The organism is Citrobacter sp. Cf088 (assembly GCF_030334295.1).
In the GTDB taxonomy this organism is placed as follows: Bacteria; Pseudomonadota; Gammaproteobacteria; order Enterobacterales; family Enterobacteriaceae; genus Citrobacter; species Citrobacter freundii.
This window is the reverse complement of sequence record NZ_JAOWEE010000044.1, coordinates 39,395-62,247: the sequence shown is the minus strand read 5'-3', so window position 1 is coordinate 62,247 and position 22,853 is coordinate 39,395. Positions and strand designations below refer to the sequence as shown.

At 51.0% G+C, this 22,853-nt stretch carries 25 protein-coding genes; 10 read left to right on the top strand and 15 right to left on the bottom strand.

What is annotated here, in order from left to right; translation table 11 throughout:
* Window positions 1-24: 24 nt before the first annotated feature.
* The 11 genes from flgL to flgB form a co-directional block, all read right to left on the bottom strand.
* On the bottom strand, window positions 25-954 hold the full coding sequence (gene flgL, locus OGV71_RS08675) for a flagellar hook-associated protein FlgL (protein ID WP_054528669.1): 930 nt from the start codon (window positions 952-954) through the stop codon (window positions 25-27).
* A 17-nt stretch (window positions 955-971) separates the two neighbouring features.
* Window positions 972-2,348: a flagellar hook-associated protein FlgK gene (gene flgK / locus OGV71_RS08670; protein ID WP_046669755.1), complete on the bottom strand. Its 1,377-nt coding sequence runs from the start codon at window positions 2,346-2,348 to the stop codon at window positions 972-974.
* Between the two features lie 98 nt (window positions 2,349-2,446).
* A complete protein-coding gene (locus tag OGV71_RS08665) occupies window positions 2,447-2,749 on the bottom strand; it encodes a rod-binding protein (protein ID WP_029139422.1) in 303 nt (100 codons plus the stop codon).
* 8 nt (window positions 2,750-2,757) lie between these two features.
* Window positions 2,758-3,879 carry a flagellar basal body P-ring protein FlgI gene (locus tag OGV71_RS08660; protein ID WP_044714336.1) on the bottom strand — a complete coding sequence of 374 codons (1,122 nt, stop codon included), beginning with the start codon at window positions 3,877-3,879 and terminating at the stop codon, window positions 2,758-2,760.
* A gap of 14 nt (window positions 3,880-3,893) precedes the next feature.
* Window positions 3,894-4,559, bottom strand: coding sequence for a flagellar basal body L-ring protein FlgH (gene flgH / locus OGV71_RS08655; protein ID WP_003838808.1), 666 nt, complete (start codon window positions 4,557-4,559; stop codon window positions 3,894-3,896).
* Between the two features lie 56 nt (window positions 4,560-4,615).
* Window positions 4,616-5,401 carry a flagellar basal-body rod protein FlgG gene (gene flgG / locus OGV71_RS08650; RefSeq protein ID WP_003838810.1) on the bottom strand — a complete coding sequence of 262 codons (786 nt, stop codon included), beginning with the start codon at window positions 5,399-5,401 and terminating at the stop codon, window positions 4,616-4,618.
* A 30-nt stretch (window positions 5,402-5,431) separates the two neighbouring features.
* Window positions 5,432-6,169: a flagellar basal body rod protein FlgF gene (locus tag OGV71_RS08645; protein ID WP_003838815.1), complete on the bottom strand. Its 738-nt coding sequence runs from the start codon at window positions 6,167-6,169 to the stop codon at window positions 5,432-5,434.
* 9 nt (window positions 6,170-6,178) lie between these two features.
* Window positions 6,179-7,411: a flagellar hook protein FlgE gene (gene flgE / locus OGV71_RS08640; protein ID WP_071696398.1), complete on the bottom strand. Its 1,233-nt coding sequence runs from the start codon at window positions 7,409-7,411 to the stop codon at window positions 6,179-6,181.
* Between the two features lie 26 nt (window positions 7,412-7,437).
* A complete protein-coding gene (locus OGV71_RS08635; RefSeq protein WP_071696397.1) occupies window positions 7,438-8,304 on the bottom strand; it encodes a flagellar hook capping FlgD N-terminal domain-containing protein in 867 nt (288 codons plus the stop codon).
* Entirely contained in the window at window positions 8,304-8,735 is a 432-nt protein-coding gene (flgC, locus tag OGV71_RS08630) for a flagellar basal body rod protein FlgC (RefSeq protein ID WP_003843812.1), read from the bottom strand. The genes OGV71_RS08635 and flgC overlap by 1 nt, the downstream gene beginning before the upstream one ends.
* Before the next feature lie 2 nt (window positions 8,736-8,737).
* Entirely contained in the window at window positions 8,738-9,085 is a 348-nt protein-coding gene (flgB, locus tag OGV71_RS08625; protein ID WP_003838822.1) for a flagellar basal body rod protein FlgB, read from the bottom strand.
* Between the two features lie 82 nt (window positions 9,086-9,167).
* On the opposite strand from flgB, the gene flgA reads away from it, so the two are divergent.
* The 10 genes from flgA to OGV71_RS08575 all read left to right on the top strand — a co-directional run bounded on the left by flgA (window position 9,168) and on the right by OGV71_RS08575 (window position 19,914).
* Entirely contained in the window at window positions 9,168-9,935 is a 768-nt protein-coding gene (gene flgA / locus OGV71_RS08620; RefSeq protein WP_416700818.1) for a flagellar basal body P-ring formation chaperone FlgA, read from the top strand.
* A 99-nt stretch (window positions 9,936-10,034) separates the two neighbouring features.
* Window positions 10,035-10,322 carry a flagellar biosynthesis anti-sigma factor FlgM gene (gene flgM / locus OGV71_RS08615; protein WP_213747872.1) on the top strand — a complete coding sequence of 96 codons (288 nt, stop codon included), beginning with the start codon at window positions 10,035-10,037 and terminating at the stop codon, window positions 10,320-10,322.
* A gap of 12 nt (window positions 10,323-10,334) precedes the next feature.
* Window positions 10,335-10,763: a flagellar protein FlgN gene (flgN, locus tag OGV71_RS08610; RefSeq protein WP_071696395.1), complete on the top strand. Its 429-nt coding sequence runs from the start codon at window positions 10,335-10,337 to the stop codon at window positions 10,761-10,763.
* A gap of 134 nt (window positions 10,764-10,897) precedes the next feature.
* Window positions 10,898-11,842, top strand: coding sequence for a lysine-N-methylase (locus OGV71_RS08605; RefSeq protein WP_286533065.1), 945 nt, complete (start codon window positions 10,898-10,900; stop codon window positions 11,840-11,842).
* A 56-nt stretch (window positions 11,843-11,898) separates the two neighbouring features.
* Entirely contained in the window at window positions 11,899-14,454 is a 2,556-nt protein-coding gene (locus tag OGV71_RS08600) for a glycosyltransferase (protein ID WP_286533063.1), read from the top strand.
* Complete coding sequence (locus OGV71_RS08595) at window positions 14,393-15,562, top strand: glycosyltransferase family 2 protein (protein ID WP_286527110.1); 1,170 nt, start codon at window positions 14,393-14,395, stop codon at window positions 15,560-15,562. Before OGV71_RS08600 ends, OGV71_RS08595 begins: the two co-directional genes overlap by 62 nt.
* A complete protein-coding gene (locus OGV71_RS08590) occupies window positions 15,559-16,674 on the top strand; it encodes a DegT/DnrJ/EryC1/StrS family aminotransferase (protein WP_257651956.1) in 1,116 nt (371 codons plus the stop codon). The genes OGV71_RS08595 and OGV71_RS08590 overlap by 4 nt, the downstream gene beginning before the upstream one ends.
* The gene (locus tag OGV71_RS08585) at window positions 16,671-17,939 is read left to right on the top strand and encodes an ATP-grasp domain-containing protein (protein WP_286533061.1); all 1,269 of its coding nucleotides are present in this window, start codon (window positions 16,671-16,673) and stop codon (window positions 17,937-17,939) included. The genes OGV71_RS08590 and OGV71_RS08585 overlap by 4 nt, the downstream gene beginning before the upstream one ends.
* A 1-nt stretch (window position 17,940) precedes the next feature.
* Complete coding sequence (locus OGV71_RS08580) at window positions 17,941-19,131, top strand: sulfatase-like hydrolase/transferase (protein ID WP_257651958.1); 1,191 nt, start codon at window positions 17,941-17,943, stop codon at window positions 19,129-19,131.
* Between the two features lie 51 nt (window positions 19,132-19,182).
* Window positions 19,183-19,914, top strand: coding sequence for a class I SAM-dependent methyltransferase (locus tag OGV71_RS08575; RefSeq protein WP_286533059.1), 732 nt, complete (start codon window positions 19,183-19,185; stop codon window positions 19,912-19,914).
* Window positions 19,915-19,971: 57 nt separating this feature from the next.
* Here the strand turns inward: OGV71_RS08575 and OGV71_RS08570 are convergent, their stop codons facing one another.
* The 4 genes from OGV71_RS08570 to fliH are packed head-to-tail and all read right to left on the bottom strand — an operon-like array spanning window position 19,972 to window position 22,853.
* A complete protein-coding gene (locus OGV71_RS08570; protein WP_286533057.1) occupies window positions 19,972-20,367 on the bottom strand; it encodes an FAD synthase family protein in 396 nt (131 codons plus the stop codon).
* Complete coding sequence (gene fliJ, locus OGV71_RS08565) at window positions 20,364-20,807, bottom strand: flagellar export protein FliJ (RefSeq protein WP_286533055.1); 444 nt, start codon at window positions 20,805-20,807, stop codon at window positions 20,364-20,366. Before fliJ ends, OGV71_RS08570 begins: the two co-directional genes overlap by 4 nt.
* Before the next feature lie 2 nt (window positions 20,808-20,809).
* Complete coding sequence (gene fliI, locus OGV71_RS08560; RefSeq protein ID WP_069219734.1) at window positions 20,810-22,150, bottom strand: flagellar protein export ATPase FliI; 1,341 nt, start codon at window positions 22,148-22,150, stop codon at window positions 20,810-20,812.
* Window positions 22,143-22,853, bottom strand: a complete 711-nt coding sequence (gene fliH, locus OGV71_RS08555; protein ID WP_003838845.1) for a flagellar assembly protein FliH — start codon at window positions 22,851-22,853, stop codon at window positions 22,143-22,145. Before fliH ends, fliI begins: the two co-directional genes overlap by 8 nt.

Below are 22,853 nucleotides of genomic sequence, written 5' to 3'. Positions count from 1 at the left end.
CTATTCCTGGGCTACTGCTCGCTGTTAAATCACACTGAAAAGGTTCAACTCACTCACTTTGGAGTAGGTTTTTAAAGTGGCTTCCATCGCCATTTCCAGACCGGTAAAGGTAATAGAGGCCGGGCCGTAATCCAGATCGCTCAGTTGACCAATCAACTGATCGTTAGAGGTGGCGATATCCGTTTGCGCACCGCTCAGCATACTCATCGTATTTTGCGTTTCACCGATGGTGGCAATAGAAGCATTGAGCGAGTCGGAAGCGTCATCCACCGTATTGATGGCATTTTCAATATCGCTTTGCACCTGCGGATCGGCAGGGTCAACCGACGGATCCTGTAGCTCTTTCGACAGCGACGTCAGGGTGTTCAGCACGTCCAGGCTATCGCCGAAGAAATCACTGACCGCCACGTTGGTATCGACTTCCACGCCATTGGAAACCGTGGTCTGGCGATGATCGCCGTTACCCTGGTAGGTATAGCTATCAGTCACGCCATCACCGTCGTTGTCCACGGCGACAATCGGCGGCCGATCGTTGACCGTGCCGCCAAACACATAGTGCCCGTCTTCATCCTGGTAATTTAATGCCGAGACCATCGCTTCGGTCATCGACTGAATATCTTGCCCCAGGCTGGCTAACGAATCGGCGGTATTGGTGCCGTTCGCCGCTTCCAGCAGATCGTCGCGAATCGCCAACAGATCGTTATTCACACCATCAAGGATCGACTCCTGCTGACTCATGCCCGCCGTTGCGGAGTCAATATTGCTCTGATACTGGTCGAGGGCCGATTGCTGGCGGTTAAGTTGCGTAATACGGGTCGCCGCGATCGGATCGTCAGACGGCAGCAGAATACTTTTCCCGGTCGCCATTTGCTCAACGACATGGGACAGATCGCTGGAGAGATCGTTAAAACTCTGCGTCATGGACACATAAGATTGCTGAGTAGATACACGCATATTCATTCCTCTCCAGGTTAGCTACACATTTCCAGCACAGAATCGAAAATATCTGCGCCCGTTGAGATAACTTTGAGGTTGGCCTCGTAAATTTGCTGGTAGGTAATGAGGTTCACCGCTTCTTCATCCATGCTGACGCCGCTGACGCTGCTCTGCTGGTTCTGCGCTTCGGAGTAGACGTTGGCCGCCGCTTCGGCTTCGGTCTGGTTCTGCTGGCTGTAGATACCAATGTTGCTGATGATCGACGAGCAGGCTTCGCCCACGGTCACGCTGCCCAGCCCCTCAATATCCAGCGGCTCGGTGGAGATGTTAATCAGCGCCTGCAGGTTATCGCTGTTACCGCTTTCATCCGGCGAACTGGAAAACGCCAGCTCGTCGGCGGTGATATCGGGATTCACTTCCAGCGGGCCGTCAGATGAATTTTCATCATAAATAAACAGCGGTTCGCCGGGATTTCCGTTCAGGTCGTAGCCCTGTGCAAGCTGGGTGTTAACCGCATCGGCAAATTGCTCCGCCATGCTGTTAATCGTCCCTGTCAGCGGCGTCAGCACCTGATTCTGATAATCAAACAGCGCCCCCAGCGAGCCGCCGGTATCGGTGTTCATCGATGACGTAGTTCCGGCAAATGTCAGCGACATGCTCTGCGTGCCGTCGGCGTTGGTATCCAGTTCGATGGTGGAACTCTCCTGCCCGCTGACCAACGGCTGACCGTTTTGCAGCGTAACGTTGTAGTTACCTTCATCATCAATATTGACCTGCACGTCCATGATGCCGCTCAGTTGCTCCACCATCTGATCACGAGCATCGTACAGCGCCGAGGCGTTATCGCCGTTGGCTTCAGCTTCCGCAATTTGCTGGTTATAACTGGCAATACCGGTAGTCAGGGTGTTCACCTGCGCCACCATCGCCTGCTCCTGGCTGACGATCTCACTGCTTTGCGAGTCGATATAGTCCAGCGTGTTATCCACGCGCAGCGCCAGCGCGCCGGACTCGCTGATCACCTGTTCACGCAGGGCGGAATCATCCGGGCTGGTGGTGGCTTCGTTTAGCGCGGCAAAAAAGTTGTCAAAACCGCCGCTCAGGCTACTGTTATCGTCGCTGAGCACGGTTTCCAGTTGCGTTAAATACTCCTGCTGGGTGTTGTAATAGCCGTAATCACTGGCGGCATACCACACCTGGTTCACCTGATACTGGTTAGAAACGCGGCGAATACTGTCCACCTGCACACCGTTACCCGCACTGTTGGCTGAACCGGAGCTGGCGCCAATGGTACTGGTGATGGCAACTTGCCGGGTATAACCGTCGGTCATGGCGTTAGCCGTGTTTTGCGCGGTTACATTAAGCTCCACCTGCGCCGTCGATGCGCCGCTGTAGCCAATATTAATCATGTCCATCAAAGAGTCCTCGCCGGTCAGTCACCCGGTCTGTCGTTAACAACCTTGCCGATTAAGAGCGGCGAAAAAACCACAGTTCTTAAGCCGCCGCGCAACCTTTATCCTTTGTGATGAGGGGAGAGTTGTTTGACGATCATCGCGGCAATGCCAATGCCGTGCTGTTGGGCAAGACTGTTGCACAGCTGATCGTCATAAAATCCCTGCATCATTCGTACCGAGTCGCTGTTAAACGGGTTGTCTTTTGAGTCGAAGATCTCATTGGTTTTACGCATCTCTTTCAGCATGTTGCGTAAGAAAATGGCTTCAAACTGCTGAGCGGCTTTCTGTAAATCGTTATCTTTAATTTTCGGGCCCATTAACGCATCGCTGCCGTCAATGCCCCCGCTATGATTCACTTTGATGTCGGCCATTAAATCACCTCCAGATCGGCGTCCAGCGCTCCGGCTTCATGCAGAGCCTGCAAAATCGACATAATGTCGTCCGGCGTGGCGCCCAGGCTGTTAAGGGCGTTAACCAACGTTTTCAGACTGCTGGACTCTGGCAGACTGATCATTCCCGGGCGGGCATGATTCACCGAAATATTGCTCTGCGGCGTCACCGCCGTACGGCCACCGGCAAAGGCATTCGGCTGGCTGACGTTGCTGCTTTCATTGATGGACACCGTCAGGCTGCCATGCGACACTGCCGCCGCGTGCAGGGCAATGCCATCCCCCATCACCACTGTGCCGGTACGCGAGTTAAACACCACGCGGGCACGCACTTTTTCCGCCTGAACCTGAACGTCATCCAACTGAGACATAAAGGCGACGCGCGCACCGGGGCTGGTTGGCGCGCGGACGCTGACGTTGGTCGAGCTTTGCGCCGTCGCAATGCCGCCAAACGACGCGTTGATCGCCGCCGCAATATTGTTGGCATCTTTGAAAGAAGGACGTTTCAGATTAAGCGTGATGGTATCGCCCATCTGGAAATCACTGGGAATTTCCCGCTCCACGGATGCCCCATTCGGTATCAGCCCGGCGGTGGGGGTATTCACAGTGACGCTGGAACCGCTGGCCCCGGTGGCGTTCATCCCGCCAACCACCACGCTCCCTTGCGCAAGGGCGTAAACTTCTCCGTCAGCACCGTGTAATTGGGTGAGCAATAATGTACCGCCGCGCAGGCTTTTGGCATCGCCGATTGACGAGACTGTGACGTCAATGGTTTGCCCACGCGAGTACATGGGCGGCAACGTCGCGCTGACCGCCACCGCCGCAACGTTCTTCACCTTCGGATCGATTTTACTCGGCAGCTGTACGCCGAACTGGCGCAGCATGTTAGTAATTGTCTGGTTGGTGAATTTGACCTGGTTTTTATCCCCGGTTCCATCCAGACCGACCACCAAACTGTAGCCGACAAGTTGGTTTTCCCTGACGCCCTGGACGTTGACCAGCGACTCCAGAGATCGCGCCTGCGCCGCGCCAGGCAGCGCCAGACTCAGGGCAATAACGATGCCGTTTAACGCTTTCATCCAGCGCCCGCTTAAGTGTTGCATAGTAAAATCCTGCATTAGATCGGGAAGAGAGGATGGTTAAACAGACGCGTCAGCCAGCCCGCCGCATTGGCATCGCTCAATGCGCCGCGACCCGCATAGGAGATACGCGCATCGGCAATACGCTGCGATGAGACGGAGTTGTCGTTCTGAATGTCATCGGCGCGCACCAGGCCGCTCAGGCGGATGTACTCATCGCCCTGGTTGAGGGTGAGCCATTTTTCACCGCGAATTTCCAGGATACCGTTCGACTGTACCGAGTGTACCGACACCGTAATTTCGCCGCGCAGACTGTTTTGCTGCTGCGAGGTCGCCGTTCCGTTGAAATCGCGATTGGCGTCCACGGACGCGGAAAGGTTATCTTTGGTATGCCCAAAGAGGGTCGGCGCGCCAATATCCACGGTATTGTTCTTACCGAAATTGGTTTTCGCCTGTTTGCTCGACTGGGTAGATTCCTCCAGCATCACGGTCAGGATATCCCCCACCCGATAGGCGCGGCGATCCGCTGTCAGCGACCACTTGTAACCCGTTTCGAACACCCCTCCCGCGCGGCCATCCGCCGTTGGCGGTGCCTCGGTTTTGGGCGGAGCAAAGAATTCGTCATTTTTTTTGACCAGGAGAGCCTGCGATTCGCACCCGCTTAACAGGGGAAGCAGTACCATCAGCCAGAGATAATTTTTCACATTCTGCCTATTTCTGCCGGATGGAACTGTACCATCCGGCATTTCACATTCTTGAGTTACAGTGTCTGACTAATAAACTGCAGCATATCGTCTGCCGCAGAGACCATTTTGGCGTTCATCTCATAGGCGCGCTGCACGTTGATCATCGCCACCATTTCGTTGACGATATCCACGTTTGAGCCTTCCAGCGCGCTGTCCTGCAAAGTCCCCAGACCATCTTCCCCGGGAATACCTTCCGTCGGTTGACCGCTGGCTGCGGTCTCCAGATAGAGGTTGTCGCCTTCGGCTGACAGCCCTGCCGGGTTGGCGAAGTTCACCAGCGTCAGTTGCCCCAGTTCGGTAGGGTCACTGTCGCCGGGCAGGATCGCCGTCACGGTGCCATCTTCACCAAATGCCACGTTGGTAGCGCCGGACGGAACGTCGATTTCCGGTTGCAGAGGTAAACCTTCGGAGTTAGTCAGCACGCCGTCGGCGTTAACCTGCATATTGCCGTCACGGGTATACGCAATATCCCCGTTCGCCTTTTGCACCTGCCAAAATCCCTGCCCCATGATGGCCACGTTCATTGTATTGTCGGTGGTTTCTACATTCCCTTCGGTAAAGGTTTTTTGCGTTCCCACAATACGAACACCGCTACCGAACTGCATTCCGGTCGGCATGATGTTGTTTTGATCGAGCATGGCGCCCGGCGCTTCCTGAGTCTGATAAAACAGATCCTGGAACATCACGCGGTCGCGCTTAAAGCCCGTGGTATTGACGTTGGCGATGTTGTTGGCAATCGCACTCATCTCAGCATCCTGCGCCGACAGGCCGGTTTTACTGATCCATAACGCTGCGTTCATAAAACTTTATCCCTGATTAAAGACTACGGCTCAGGAGCCGCGTAGCAGCCTGTTGCCTGAGTCGCTGAGATCTTCAGCCGTTTTCATCATCTTGATTTGCGCTTCGAACTGACGGTTCATCGCAATGGACGACATCATTTCGCTCACCGCAGACACGTTACTGCCTTCCAGAAAGCCGCCGCTCACTTTGATGTTCTCATCGCGTTGTGCCGGTACGCCGTCCGCCGTCACCAGCATCCCCTCGCTATTTTTCGCCAGATTGGCGACCGGAATATCCACCAGCTTCAGGCGATCGATATCCATCGTGGCAGTGACATCGCCATCGTCAGGTGTGACGGAGAGCGTGCCGTCGCTACCGAAAGAGGCAATCGCATTCGGCGGTAAAATAATCGGGCCGTTATCCCCGAGCACAATATTGCCGTCGATGGTCAACTGCCCCTGATCGTCCTGCTGAATATTGCCGTTGCGGGTATAAACTTCGTTTCCGGCTTTATCCTGCACGGCGATATAGCCGGTTCCCTGAATGGCGACATCGAGCGGACGCTCGGTTTTTTCCGCCACGCCGGTGCTGTCATTGACGCCGCTGGGACTCTCTTTCGCCATAAAACGCGTGTCGAAGCCACCGCCTTTGACTTTGTCATTACTCGCCATCGCCATATCCGCACGAAAGCCATTGGTGTTGACGTTGGCGAGGTTGTTGGCGCTAATTTGCTGCTCCAGCAGCGTCTGGGTGGCGCCGCTTAGTGCGGTATAAATCAACCGATCCATTTCTTAGCCTTACATCGCCTGGAAGAGTGCCTGGTCCAACTGCGTACTGGTCGAAATCACTTTCGTGTTCGCCTGGTAGTTGCGCTGGGCGGTCATCAGGTTGACCAGTTCGTTGGTGATATCCACGTTGGAGCTTTCGAGCATGCCGGAAGAGAGCGTGCCGCAGGAACCAGAGCCAGGCACGCCAATCAGCGGCGTACCGGATTCGCCGGTCTGTACCCACGCGGTACCGCTCACCGCTTCCAGCCCGTTCTCATCCGGGAAGGTGGCGAGTACAACCTGGCCCTGCAGCATGCGCTCGCCGTTGCTGTAAGTGGCGTAAACTTTACCGTCGTCATCCACCTGCACGCCGTTTTGCGTTGCGGAGGCATAGCCGGTCGCGGAGTTGGTGGTGACCGAGAAGTCGGAGCCGTACTGGGTACAGTCGGAGTAATCGACCGTCATTGAGATCGGCGCAGCTTCGTCGGTAGTGAAGGTGATAGTTTGCGGCGTGGTCGGAGAGGTCAGCTTGCCGGTATTCGGATCGAAGGTCAGCGTAGTTGCAGGTACGCCTGTCTGCGGTTCGCCATCAAAGGTGTATTGCACTTCCCAGGTGTTATCCGCCGTTTTGGTAAAGTACTGGCTAACGGAGTGCTCGTTACCCAGCGAGTCATACACGGTGGTGGTGTAGCTGTCGGTGTAGGTGTCGCTATTATTCGGGTCAAATGGCACAGCTGGAACCGCAGGATCAGCCGTAGGGTCACCTGTACGGCTAATAATGTCATCACTGGCATCAAAGTTGGCCGTGAAGGTCATGCTGTCGGTAGCCTGCGCCGGGATGTTGCCGGTTTTAATCTGGATATCGGTCACGGTACCGGTTTGCAGCGTGCCGCTGTCATCCACCGGATAGCCTTGCAGATAATCACCGGAGGCATTAACGATATAGCCGTTTTTGTCAGTCACAAAGGAGCCGGCCCGGGTATAGGAGATGTTCCCTGCGCTGTCGCACATAACGAAAAAGCCATCATCGTTAATGGCTAAATCCAGCGCATTGCCGGTGGAAACCATTGAGCCGCCGGTGGCGATGCTTTGCGCGGAACCCGCCACGCTCACGCCCATCGCCTGCGTCCCGGCGTACATCGCGGAAAACTGAGTGGTCATTGATTTATAACCGACCGTCCCGGAGTTCGCGATGTTGTTACTGATTCCGTCCAGTTGTTCGTTGACGGCGTTTAGCCCCGTCGCTGCAATTTCATAACTCATTGTTTCTTCCTGTAATGTAAACTAAATCAGAGCACTGTATTGCTGTCGGCGTTATCGCTGCCGTCGTCAGTGTCAGGCGGCGTGGTGTCATCGGTGCTGTCCGGTACACCAAACTGGGTGATCATGGTGAATGGCACTTCGCCAACGCCGTCAACGTTGAGCACCGGCGTGCTGCCATCGAGCGGAATACGCACATCTTCCACCTTGCCCGTCACCTCAATCGGCACTTCTTCTTCCCCGGTATTGGTCACCACGGACACGCTGTAATCACCCGGCGGGATGCCGTAATCCGCAGGATTGATGTCGAAATCCACCTGGCCGGGTCCGACGGAGGTTTCACCTTCCGGAATAAGCGACACGGTGTAGTCATCACCCGCTTCATCGGTGAAATGCAGATCCACATCGGTACAGCTGTCATCCAGCGTGACGCGTCCCTGAATGTCCTTGCTGTTATCTTCGATATCCAGCGAGGTGGTTTGCACCATGATGTCGTCGCCGACCATATTGCCCAGCGCCATCACCTGAATGTTGCTCATCAGCACGGCGTTGGTATTGGCCTGCACGCTCATCTCTTCCATCATCGCTACCTGCGCCATTGAGGAGAGCTGATCGATATAGGCCGTAGGATCGGTCGGATCGGTGGGGTCCTGGTTTTCAATTTCGGCTACGAACAGCGTCAGAAACGTGTCGACCGCGGACGTTTCCGTGGACGTTGTCGTCGTCGGTGTGCCGCTGGTTCCACTGGTATCGGTGGTTGACGAGGTAGAGGAAGAGCTGCTATCCCCCAGGTTGTTGCTTTGCGCCGTGGCGCTCACAGTATTTTCAGCCACCGCCGTCTTCTCCTGAGAAGAAGCCAGCGCCTGAGATTGGGCATACAGAGCCAGGGTATTCATTACACTTCTCCCAGTTTGAGTAAGCTTTGCTGCATACTTTTGACGTTATTCAGCACATCAACGTCGGTTTCGAAATCACGAGAGGCAGACATCATGTCGGCCATTTGCTCGACCACGTTGACGTCCGGGTACCAGACAAAACCGTTCTGATCCGCCATTGGGTGATGCGGCTCATAACGTTTCACCGCCCCGCCGCTTTGCATCACGTCCTGCACTTGCACGCTGGCGCCATCAATGCCGTGACGGTTGTTTGCGCCAATCAGGCTATTGTTGTAAACCGCAGCAAAAACCGGGCTGCGCGCTTTATAGGCCTGCGCCTCGCTGCTGGCAGGAGATTCCGCATTCGCCATGTTGCTGGCGACGGTATTCAGACGGATGGTTTGCGCCGTCATCGCCGAGCCGGAAATCTGGTAAATATCAGTAAACGACATGGTTATTTTCCTTCGATGGCTTCTTTGATTCCGCTAAGTTGCAGATTCAAAAAAGTCAGACTGCTTTGATAATCCATACTATTTTGTGAAAACCGGGCCTGCTCGGTATTCAGTTCTACGGTATTGCCATCCTCTGAGGGCTGCATCGGCACCCGGTATTTCACGTCAGCCTCAGGCAAAACATTTGTGTGACTTGCCCGTTGCATCTCAGCGGCAAAATCAATATCTTTGGCTTTGAAATTTGGTGTATCGACGTTTGCCAGATTCGCAGTCAGTAGCTCGGTCCTCTCAAGACGTAACTTCACTGCCTGCGGATGTACACCCAATGCCTGCTGAAAACTGATTCCCATTTCTTGCATCACTCCTGCGTAGATATCGCTATTGCTAGCAATAACCATGCCAACTTTTAAGTGATTGATGAGAAATGACTTTATGAAACTACCCTCCTACGTAAGGAAGCCTTCTTTCCCCTTTGCCGCGGAGATAATGCTGGCTTTATGCTGCGTCTTACCCGTACATGCCGCCGTCCATCCCATTCAGCACAGCGCCCGGGAACAGATCAACGCACTTGTTCTGACTGCCGCCAGTCATGAAATCGACGCACTGGCGCACAAACAGCAGTGGCAGGACTATCGCTACACGTTCAATATCTATATCCCCTCAGCCGTGAGTAACAGCGCGCTATGCGCGTCGGCGCCACAGATCACCGCTAACTCTTCCCCGGAGATGGCCTTGTCACGAATGAACTTTGTGGTGACCTGCCCAGGCAATGCGGGCTGGAAATATAACGTTGCAGTGCGCCCCGACGTGTCGGTGCCGGTAGTGATGCCAAAGTCGTTGATTGCCCGAGATACGGTGATTACTGCCGACGACCTTCAGCTTAAAAAATTCAATATCAGCAACCAGCGGGAAGGGTTGATAACAAATATGGATGAAGCGATTGGTCTCACCAGCAAACGCGCCCTGCAACCGGGTAAACCGATTACGCGTAGCGAGCTGGTTCAGCCGATGCTGGTCAAACGCGACCAGCCAGTGATGATCGTCTCCCATATGGCTGGCATTACCGCTTCAATGCCGGGCGTGGCGTTGAAGAATGGTCGTAAAGGGGATGTGATAAAAATTCGCAACAGCAGCAGCCAGCGGATCATTAGCGGTATGGTGGACGATACCGGCGTGGTCACCACGCTGATGGCGGAATAGTGCGGGGATTTTTTGTGATGGGATTAAAGTTTTCCGCTATTGCCGCCGCTTTTAGCCAATAACAGATAACCAACCCAACGGAATATGTACGAGGTTGCTATGAAAATTACCCCAACCCTGCCAGGCAATCGCCCTGCATCGACAACCGAACAGGCACGTGCAGACAAGAGCAGCGTGCAGACGAGCACGTCCAGTTCCGCATCGCTTTCCGCCGATGATATTACTCAGGCGGGATTGCAAACGGCGCAGCAAACGCTGAACAGTGATACGCAAAGTGACGTTGATTACGACAAAGTGGCGCAAATGCAGGCCATGCTGGCCTCAGGCGATTTGCAGGTTGATACCGATCAACTGGCTGGGGACATGCTCAGCTTTTTCCAGAAATAAGAGGCTACAACAGTGAACACCAGGCTACAGCAGGTGAAAACTCTGCTTCAGGGCATTCGTGAAGACGGAACGCGGTATGACGCGCTCAGACACCAGTTGGAACAACAACGTCTGTGTATGATCCGTCGCGACAGCGACGAGCTGCTGGCCATCAATGAACTTATTCAACAGCATTATGAGCAGTTGCAAAACAGCAGCCAACAGCGCCGTTCGATCCTGCAACTGCTGGGCGTAAGCGTCAATCGTACAGGGATAGAGCAGGTCTTTAGCTGGTTGCCGGGCGTACAGAAAAGTGCCGCAGAGGGCTGGTGGCAAAGCCTTGAGCAAAAAGCGAAACGCTGTAAGGCGTATAACGAAAAAAACGGCGATCTGCTGATCCGCCAGTATGAATTTATTCAGGCCTTTTTAGGCACTGAGCCGGATTTTATTTATCAGCGCTAAACTTCCTTCCCTGACGCGGAAACCCGCTTTCCGCGCCTCGCTTAACCATTTGATATAAATGAAATAAAAATTCAGGCATGGATATTGCAATGTCATAAACAGATTTTGAATATTGGGATTGCTGAGAACAGATTATGAGTATGATTGATTGTTATGAACCTGACTTTGTCCGGTTGTTTTTATCCCGCCATCCGGATTCCGCTTTACGGGTTAACGTGTGCTGGAAAACAGAAGTGCGTCAGAGTCTGGCCTTAACCGAACCGGCCAGCTGTCAGGCTGCATTAGGCGATCCCAATGCCTTTGTCTTGCATCATTCAAAATGTGCGGCCAACCCGGACAGCCCGGCGCTATCCCCACGCGATCAGGTATTGAATCAATCCGCTCTGCATACCATCACGCTTCCAGGTTTATCGCCGGAGCTGCGCCTGTATGCGCTGGGCATCATGCTCTCTTTCAGTGAGAAATGCCCAGGCGATAGTGAAGCGGTGCTGGAGAAGCTGGCCTCGCTGCCGCAGGTTCTGGCTGACCATGCGCAAAGCGGAAAACTGCAGGATCAGTTCGCGCAACTGCCCAGCCTGCCCCAGCTGCAGCGCGAGCTGATCACCCAAATGGGCAGCTGTGAGTTCAACTGGGATCTGTTGCCAGAAAGCACACGTAAGTTGACCTTACCCCTGCAGGTCAGCCTGTTGATGCTGCAAGATGCGAACAGTGAAGCCATGCTTCAGCAGCAGCTGCAGACTCAATGGCTAAACACGTATGAGCGCTACTTTGCTCAAGAGGCATGGATATTCAGCAACTATCTGATTTATCGCCTGTACCACGACACTTTCCCTCAGCATGAGAGCGAAAGCACACTGCTGCGTTTCTTCTGGCTGGCGGCTGACGTCTTTATGATTCGCACTCTGTTTTGCCTGTGGACGATGGATGATTCTGCGCTAAACCATGACGAAATTTACGCCCTCTTCGCGCTGTTTGAAGCGTGGCGCAACAGCGAGAGCGCCCACTCGTTGCGCCAGCATATTCTGGACATGCTGCTGGGAGATCCACTGCTCTCGGCGTTCTCCCTGATAACACGTTAGTGCCTGTTGGCCGGGCTGATGCCCGGTCCTTTTTCGAATCGCGAATACACATCACCATGTCTGAATCCCCTAAAGCACGACCCGCCTTGCCCGGTATTGTTAAAACACTCGACACTGGCCGCAAAAAACCGTTTGTCAGCGTTATCACGCCAACGTGGAACCGCGGCGCTTTCTTACCCTATTTGCTGTATATGTTCCGTTATCAGGACTATCCTGCCGACCGGCGGGAGCTGGTGATACTCGATGATTCCCCGCAAAGTAATCAGTCGATCATTGACCGGCTGACGCAGAACCATCCGGAGAAATTTAATATTCGCTATATCTATCACCCGGAAAAACTCGATCTGGGGAAAAAGCGCAATATGCTCAATGCGCTGGCGGTAGGTGAATATATTCTCTGTATGGATGACGATGACTATTATCCGGCAGATAAGATCTCTTACACCATCGACATGATGCAGCGCCACCGGGCGTTGATTTCGGGTTCCGATCAGATCCCTATCTGGTATAGCCATATCAACCGCCTGTTTAAAAGCCGCAGCTTTGGCCCACAAAACATTCTCAACGGCACCTTTTGCTACCATCGCAATTATTTGAAAAAGCACCGTTACGATGATGAATGTAACTTAGGCGAAGAAAAGGGATTCACTAACCAGTTCACCGCAAACCCGCTGCAATTGCCGGGTGAACGCACCATTATTTGTATCTCACACAGCCAAAATACGTTCGACAAAGACTTTGTGTTGGGAAGCAGCGAGCCACTGGAAACCCCGCTGGCGCAGGCGATTACCGACCCTATGCTGAAAAACTGGTATCAGAGCTTGCATAACGCCACCCATCATCAGCCAATCCAGTGGGATTACATCGATCAGGTGGTGATCGTGAATCTGGACTCACGTCCGGATCGTTTAACGCATATCCAGCAAGAGCTGGCATTTCTCCAGTTCCCAGCCGAAAAAGTCACCCGCCTTGCCGCATCAGTAGCCACTAACGGCCAGATTGGTCGCCGCCAATCCCATCTTCGGACACTCAAGTTGGCACAACAAATGGGATGGAAAAATTACCTGCTGCTTGAAGATGACGCCGTTATTCTGAAACAAGAAAAACATATTCGGGTACTTAGCTCGCTGCTTAATGCCCTGCCTAAATTTCCGTGGGAGGTCATTCTTCTCGGCGGCGAAATTAAACGCGGAAGCATATTAAAAAGCCTGACTGGGATGATCCACGCCCGCGACTGTAATAAGGTTTGCGCCTATCTGGTCAACAGCAGCTATTACCCGACGCTGGCTCAGCAAATGGAGCATGACCTCTCCGATACCCTCGAAGGACAATGGCAGTCGCTGCTACGTGACGGAAAATGGCTTTCCTGCTATCCGAGCATCTGCTATCAGCGTGCGGGTTATAGCGATATCGAGAAAAAAGAAACCGATAACATCGGCTACTACTTCAATAAAATCAATAAGAAACCCGATACCGTCAACGCGCTGACTGATGCCCCGCTTCCTTCAACTGCCACCCGAACAGATGCTATTGGTTTCTATATGGAAACGTCACTGCACTACGCGGTCTATCGCCCGATCATAACGGCGCTACAGGCGATGGGGCACACCTGCTCTCTATTGGTCAGTGACAAAATACACGCGTCGTTTCTGGACGAAATGACCGAAACAATTAAAACCATTAACGATCCCCTATTGGGCGGAACGCGTCTTTCTGTGGTGATTGAGAAACGTCAGCGTTTCAAATGTCTTGTCAGCCCTTATTACACCCCGTTGCTAAACGGGCTGGCAGATACTCATGTGCGCACGATGTATGGACTGGCGAAAGAAGAGTGGAACCATGCCTGGTGGAACGCCTTTTATCATCGCATTCTCTGCTACAGCCACTATAGTCAGCACGCGCTTGATATCGGCGGCAGCGCAAAAGTGGTGGGCAATCCCCGTTTCGATGAGTGGCACAACCACAACTACGATAAAACGCTGCCACAAAACCTGAAGCTGAACGCGAAAAAGCAGACCATCCTGTATGCCCCAACCTACGGCACGCTAAATTCGCTCCCTCATTGGGCACAACAGCTCAGTCGATTAAGCCATGAATACAATATCGTTACCAAACTGCATCATGGCACTTTGCACAGGCCGGAAGAAGCTGCCTCGCTGGCACTGGCACAGCGCTATTTAAAGAACAGAATTGACGATCCACAGCATCTGCTGGCGCTTATGGCACAGGCGGATTACATCCTGACGGACAGCAGCGGCTTTATTTTTGACGCCATTCATATGAATAAACGCGTCATTTTACTGAGCTGGCCAGAGATGACCTCGCTGCTGGATGGCCAACAAAGTTTCTCGACCCCAGACAGCGCGGATCAGCGGATCCGCGACGTTCTCCCGGTAGCACAGGATATACAGATGTTGCGCAGCGCGCTGTCTGACACATTTGACTGGACTGAGCTGGAAGCACCGTTAGCCGAGATTCGCCGCCATTATTGTGATGCGTTTATGGATGGCCAGGCGGGGAAACGGGCGGCGCAGGAGATTGCGAACCTCATTGAGGTACCGCAGCAAAACAATAGATTGCTACTTAGTCTGCAAGAGAAGTTATTTAGTTGATAACACAATAATTTTAGCCAGAGATTATTCTATGCCAACGCCTTTAGTGAGTATTATCGTTACCAGTTATAACCACGATGCTTTCCTTGCAGAGGCGCTGGAAAGCGTCTTTAGTCAGACGTGGAAAAATATCGAAGTCATTATCGTCGATGATGCTTCTACCGACCGGTCCGTCGATATCATTAAAAAATACCAGCAGAAATATAATTGCAAAACAATACTGCGGGATACCAACTATTATTCTCAGAAGAACAAAACTGGCGACAAACCGATCATTGAAGCCATGAACATGGCCACAGGAAAATATATTGCCGTGGTCGACTCTGATGATCTTATCGCCCCTACCAAAATCTCTCATCAGGTTAATATATTAGAGAAAAATACACACTGCGTAATGTGCTATAGCGCCATTCAGGTCATCATGCCTGACGGTTCGCGTTTTCCCTACAGTGATATATTTCTTGATGGCGATGTTTTCCATCATTTACTTGTCTCAGGGAATCTTAGCCTGTATATCGGATCGTTAATCCGCCGTGAGGCTTACCTGAAGATAGAACGTTCCGATCCAGATCTGGTGCAGGAAGACTGGGATATGTTCCTGAAGCTTTCCCGCCAGGGCCATTTCATTTCATCCCAGCGTTTAGTGGCTTACTACCGTCGACATGACAATAACACCTGGTACAGAAAAGATAACAGCAAATTAATGTATCGAAACAGAATGATGATCCTTAACCAGTGGAAACATGAAGATGCCTGGGTAGAGGCGATGAACAGTCGCTGGAAACAGTATGCCCATCCCGATCATACGCTGATTAAAGAAGATATTGATGAACTGTTATGTGAACGCCCAACCGACCCTTTGTTGCATTTCCAGGGTTTTATCGTTGCCGTTCACAATAAAGATGTCATCAAAGCACAATATCATATTGTGCAAGCCATCATTTATTGTGACATTCGTCTGGAGGTATTACCTCAATTATATTCTGCGGCCTTAAAAAGTATTACTGATAATAAAATAAAAAACACGATACTCACCAGCCTGAAAGCCAGACTGCCCGCTCAATACCAACAAATTTGCGCAAAATTTTATCAGGATCTTCAGCAATGAAACAAGCCGGACAAAACCTTATCACGGTCACCAAACCCTTCCTGCCGCCGCTTGAGGAGTTTATGCCATATCTGCAAGAAATTTGGTCAAGTAAGCAACTAACAAATAATGGCGTCATGCATCAACTGCTAGAGGAAAGTCTGGCCTCTTATTTAAATGTACCGTACATCTCGCTGTTCTGTAACGCCACCATCGCATTAATCGCCGCTATGCAAACGTTGCGAATTAAAGGCGAGGTTATTACCACTCCCTACTCGTTTGTTGCCACCACGCACAGTATTCTCTGGAACCAGTTAACGCCGGTATTTGTTGATATTGATCCACACAGCTTTAACCTCAATCCACATCTGATTGAATCTGCGATTACCCCTAAAACAGGATTGATCATGCCGGTGCATGTCTACGGACAAACCTGCGACACCGCTGAAATTGAGAGAATATCAAACAATTATGGCATTCCGGTTATTTACGATGCAGCACATGCATTTGCAGTAGAAGATTATGGCGGAAGCATTCTGCGCCATGGCGATCTTTCCGTACTGAGCTTCCATGCCACAAAAGTGTTCAACACCTTTGAAGGTGGCGCCATCGTTAGTTACGATAAAAATACCAAACAACGCATCGATTACCTGAAGAACTTCGGTATTGCTGATGAGTTAACCGTTGTCGCGCCTGGCATCAATGGAAAAATGAATGAAGTTCAATCTGCTTTTGGCCTCTTGCAATTAAAGTACGTGGATGAGGCAATAGAAAAACGCCAAAAAATCGATAAGTGTTATCGTGAGCGGTTAGCCGATACGCAAGGAATTTTCATCCCTGCAGGCAATGCAAATCATAAGAGTAACTACAGCTATTTCCCGATCCTCGTGCGTCCTGATTATAAAATGTCACGAGATGCGTTATATGATCATTTAAAAAGTCATAACATCTTAGCGCGTCGTTATTTTTACCCTCTACTGTCTAATCTCAACATGTACAAAAACATGTCTGGCGCCAGTAAAAAGACGCTGCCTGTAGCAAACCAAATCGCCGAACAGGTGCTGTGCCTGCCGATTTATCCAGATATGACTTCCGCTGAACTCAGTACTATTATCGAGCTGATTACCGCATGATCAATGTCCTTATCTTCCCTGCGGGGACCGAGATTGGCCGAGAAATTTACCTGTCTCTGCGTTACGAAAAAAATATTAACCTGGTGTTAGCCGGTGCCGACTACGACAGCTATGCCCGCCATTATGCATGCGGATATCATATCGTGCCTGATGTTACGCATCAGGATGGGCTACCCGCATTGCAGGCATTACTTGTACGAGAAAGTATTGATTATATTTTTCCGGCTCATGATGACGCTCTTCTTTTTCTGTCTGAAAACCGGGAGGCATTTTCCGCCACGGTACTCTGCCCGTCGCAGGAAACATGCCGAATCACGCGGTTTAAAAGTAAAACCTACCAGGCGCTTAAGGGTACGGTCCCCCTTCCAGTCGTATTCAATGTCCCAACGGAAATCGCGCACTGGCCCGTATTTGTTAAACCTGACCGCGGACAAGGCGCGCAGGGAGCTTTACGTGTTGATACCCCAGAGAGACTGACATCAATCCAGGCTGAAAGGGATGACCTGATCATATGTGAATATTTAAACGGTGAAGAGTTCACCGTGGACTGTTTTTCCGATCGCGTGCAGGGGTTATTGTTTTGTCAACCACGCGTACGCTCGCGGATACGTGCCGGAATTGCGATGACCTCAACGTTAGTCAGTCTGCCGGAAGTTGAAACTTACGCACGCGCTATTTCACAGCGATTACAGTTATACGGCGCATGGTTTTTTCAGTTGAAGCGTTCCAGTGCGGGTATTTTGACGTTACTGGAAGTCGCTCCACGTATCGCCGGAACGATGGCGCTCAATCGCGTCAATGGTATTAACTTCGCCATGTTGACATTGTACGAAAGTATGCGCGTTAACGTCACATTGCGCCCGTTTGCTGAAAACCTGCAAATTACCCGCAGCTTAACCAATCACTATACGCATGATTTTACCTACCGGCATGTGTACATCGACTACGACGATACGGTGGTGCTAAAAGATAAACTTTGCGTACCCGTTTTTACTTTTCTCTGTCAGTGCCTGAATCGCGGGATAAAGATTCATCTCATCACGCGTCACGCCGGTGATATTTATGCTGAACTGGCGAAACGGCGGATTAACAATTTCTTTGACACCATCACCCACTTAGGTAAACACGATAAGAAAAGTGATTATATTCACGAGGCTGACGCCATATTTATCGATGACAGTTTTCACGAAAGACAGGATATTTACTCTACCACCGCTATCCCTACATTCGACATCAGTATGCTCGAACTATTAATATGTGAATAATATGAAGAAGAATATAATATTTTTACACCTTGAAAGTCTGAATCACACGATTTTTAATCATCGACAGTGGTTTCCTTTTACTAATAAAATCTATAACCAGTCGCTGCGATTCAATAACTTTATATCTAGTGCAACCTCCTCACTGATGGCGCTAAGCGACCTTTTACATGGGGATGACAATACGTTAGAACATAATACCCATCTTGAGGAAAACATCTCCATCCATCGCCAATGCCCCGCACTTTTCGATGTTTTGAAGCAGCACGGGTACACCACAGCCGGAATGGGGTACCCAAAAAATTGGGCAAATGTCGATGCTATCTGGAGTGAAAAGGATACCTTTAACTGGTATGACACCTCGAAAATCATGCTGGCAGAAATGCAGCAAGTCGTTTCCCGGCCAGAACCCTTTGCGCTCTATCTGTGGAATCTCAGTAGCCATCTTTGTTACTACGATGATATCAAAAAAGGAGGCGCTAGCAGCCTCGAACGCTGGCAGCGTGGCTATCAAAGCATGGATTTGATGGTTGGCCAGACAATTAAAATGCTGATGGAGGCAAAAAAACTCGATAATACAATCATCGTTGCTTTTGGCGATCATGGTGATGATTTCTGGGGGCATGGATTTAACGGTGGCTATGCTCATGGCATAGAGCCTTATACTGCATTAGTTCATACTCCAGCATTTATCTTTTGCCCGGGAATGAAATCTTCAGATATCAACCATATGGTTAGCATGGTTGATATTTATAACACGGTTTTGACATTAGCAAATATACCTTCAATGCGTTGTGATAATAAATTTTTTGCCTTAACCCCGCAACGTAAAGTCTGCTTTAGCCGTAATCTATTTGCACAACAAAAAAGCCAACACCAGGGAAGTCCCTTAAAAAAAGGGTATGCTATTACCAATGAATATTTTCATTTGATGAAAGTAGATAGCAAATTCAAGATGTTTCTGTGGAAAACCGATCCGGCAAACCAGTTAGATATTTTAACGTTATTAAAAGATAGTAAGTCAGGTACTCCATACATCGATCTCAAAAAAGTGGACCGACAACGTATGGGGGGAGCCCACCCTCATATCACGCATTTTTTCTCAGCGGATATGGCACAGATATTAGCGGATAACTTTCATCATCTACAGCAACAGCTAGATTCATGGATCGAGAATAAAAATAGCCGTAAGTGAAGAAAAATCACTTCTTGCCCAAAAGATACATTGAGACTATTAAGAAAATTCATGAAATTACATTCAACATCATCCCCACAATGCAAAATTTGCGATTCATCACCAGAACTCTATGGAGTGACTGACTTTAATGCATCTTGCTATGGCAGCAATGTGCATAGATACAACTACCCACTGAGCGGTCATGCTATCTATTATTATAAATGCAACAACTGTGGTTTAATATATACCCACGCTTTTGATAGGTGGTCCGATGATGATTACTCCCAGCATATATACAATGCAGAGTATACTAAACATGATCCCAACTTTATCTCTAAAAGGTCTACTCATAACTTCAATTTGCTGCGCAATGCCTTCAAAAATCTCAAGAGTTTTCGCATGATTGATTTTGGCTGCGGCGACGGACAACTGGTGAAGTTGCTAAAAGAATATGGTGCTGACGCTGTTGGCTGGGATCCATTTAATAATTCAGCACCGATGCCAGAGGAAAGATTCGAGTTTATGACTTCATTTGAAGTAATGGAGCATACGCCTACACCAGTCAAAACGATGGAGATTATAGACTCTCTTCTGGACCAAGAGAATGGAAAATACTTCTTTTCAACTCTTACTAATGACTTACACCAGGCTGAGCTAATGAACTTTTGGTACATAGCCCCACGAAATGGTCATATTACCATTCATTCAAACAAATCTCTTGATATCCTTTTCGCTAAATTTGGAATGAAAATAAAACACATTTCAGAGCTTTATCACCTGGCTTATAAACACAGTGATTAACTGTATCCCCCTTACTTAATAAAAATAAAGTCAGGAAAGACTATCGCTTATAATTTTTTATTTAAACTTCTTCACCACCTCGATAATAGAGGTGGTGGATATCGATGGCGTTCTGGGGAAATAGACCACCTCGCACAGGTACGACAAACTATCAAAGCGCCCTGCCCAGTCATCGCCCATTACCAGCGTATCGGCGTTAAACTGGCGAATATAGTCCGCTTTTTTCTCCAGCGACTCTTCGAGAAACACGCTGTCCACACATTTAAGTCCGGCAACAATCCCCATACGATCGCTTTGGCTGTAAACCGGCATCCGGCCTTTCTTCTGCATATTTAGCGCATCTGAAGAGATACCGACAATCAGTCGCTCCCCCAACTGCGCGGCGCGTTGCAGAATACGCAGATGCCCGATATGAAAAACGTCAAACGTACCAAACGTAATTATCGTTTTCATACCAGCCCCAATGTCTTCTGTCTTAACCAGCACTGCGCGGCTATCTCATCCACGGCTTTTTGCTCTTTTACCAGCGCCTCGTTGTTCAGTTCATCGCGTTTATCATCGAGCGTCATGGCGACAATTTTTTCTTCACAGGCCGCCACAACGAGGTTTTTCTGAATACGCTGCTCTTTAATTTTTGCCAGCGTTTTCTCCTGCTCTTGCCAGGCAATAACCGTGCGTAACGTGCCTTTATATCCGGTCACGTTTTTGAGAGATTCAACGGAAGGGGCCTCAACGCCGGTGCCGGTTTTTTGAATCAGGTAGCCCAGTGCTTTGATGTTATTATCAAAGCCGGTACAGACCTGCTGCTGTTTTGCCAGTTGGACCGTCATGTCTTTTACTGATTTATCCCGCAGGCGCTGCAACTGCGCCAGGGTATCGATAATTTGTCGCATGATTATTTACCTTCCGTTTTCTTTGCCTGGGGGAAAAGGGCCTGTAAGCGACTTTGCACCAGCTCAAGTGAGGCGGGTTCACTCACCTCCTGACGCAGGAAACGCTCGATAGCGGGGAACGCTTTGACTGCTTTATCAACGCCGGGATCGGCTCCGGCAACATAACCCCCCAACGGAATCAGCGGCTTAATTTCCATATAGGCGGCGTAGTTTTGTTTCAGTAACCGTGCTGACTGCTGATGTTCGTTGGATGTAACCTGCGTCATGCATCGACTGATCGACTGCCCAATATCGATAGCTGGATAATGCCCGGCTTCCGCCAGCTTACGGGTCAGCACAATATGTCCATCCAACACCGCGCGCGCACAGTCAACGATCGGATCCTGCTGATCGTCTCCTTCCGCCAGCACCGTGTAAATGGCGGTCATTGAGCCTTCGCTTTCGCTGTTGCCGGCGCTTTCCACAAGTTTAGGGATCATGCCGAACGCCGATGGCGGATAGCCTTTCGTCGCCGGAGGTTCCCCCAATGACAACGCAATCTCGCGCTGCGCCATGGCATAACGGGTTAACGAATCCACCAGCAGTAAAACGTGATGTCCGCGATCGCGAAACCAGGCGGCGATAGAGTGGCAAAGTTCGGTGGCTTTCAAACGCATCAACGGCGACTCATCCGCCGGAGCCGCGACGACGATAGATTTTGCCAACCCTTCCGCGCCCAGTGAATGATCGATAAACTCTTTCACCTCGCGGCCACGCTCACCAATTAACCCCACCACCACGATGTCGGCCTTGGTCTGGCGGGTGATCATCCCCAACAGCACACTTTTTCCCACGCCGCTGCCGGCCATCAATCCTACGCGCTGGCCTTTGCCGATAGTTAACAACCCGTTGATTGCTTTTACACCCACATCCAGCGGTTGATTCACCGACCGACGCGTGAGGGGGTTGATAGACGGTGCCTGCGGCGGCAGCACATCATTGCCGGTCAGACGGCCTTTGGCATCCAGCGGTTCGCCCAGGCCATTGACCACCCGCCCCAACCAGCTTTCGCTAATCAGGATCTCCTGAGCTTTTTCTTCGGGGAATACGCGTGCGCCCGCCATCAGTCCGACGGGGTGTTTGAAGGGCATCAGGTAGGTGATATCACGATTAAATCCTACCGCCTGCGCGTCGATCAGCGTATGGTTGGCGCTTTCAACGCGGCACAACTGGCCGGTCACCAGCGGACAGCCCACGCTCTCCAGCAAAATGCCGTTCACGCGCACCAGTCGCCCGGCTACCCGAGCTAAAGGAATCGACTCAATGGAACGCAGCGCGTTGTCGAAGCTGGAAAGATCACTCACCCGTCGGCTCCGGCAGCAGCGACTCTTTGAGTGCCGACATACATTGCTCGAGTCGATGCTCGCAGCCAATATCCAGCTCGGATTTATCGGTAATCACCCGGCATTCGCCCGCCTGCAGATCGGGAGATGGCGTCAGTCCCCATGCAGCGACCTTCTCAGGAGCGGCATCTTTAATGCGGTTAAATTCTTCGTTACTCAGCAGCACCTGTAGCGACTCAGGCATCGCCGGAAAAGCCGAAATAGCCTCTTCGACCAGCGATAATAGCTGCGTCGGTTGCAGCGCCAGCTCACAACGAATCACCTGGCGGGTAACCTTTTCAACCAGCTGCAACAGGTCTTCCCGCTGTTTGCGCTGAACGTGCGCCAGATAGTCATTCACTTTGCCGGAGATAGCCTCCAGCGGCTGGGCGGCTCGTTCAAACTGCTTGCGCCCTTCCTGCTGCCCGGCCAGGCTGCCTTCAGTGTATCCCTGACGACGGCCTTCATCGTGTCCCTTCTGATGACCTTCCTGAAAGCCCTGCTCCTGGCCTTCTGTCATCCCTTGTTCAAAACCTTTTTGCAGCCCTTCCTGGAAGCCGTCCATCAGTTGGCGCTGATAATCCGCCGGTGTGATCCCCGGCGTAAGCTGTTCAGCCTGGAGATGGCGCTGGCGAGGGGGAAAACGATGCAGCCGGTAACGACCACGAATGGTTTCAATCGCCAT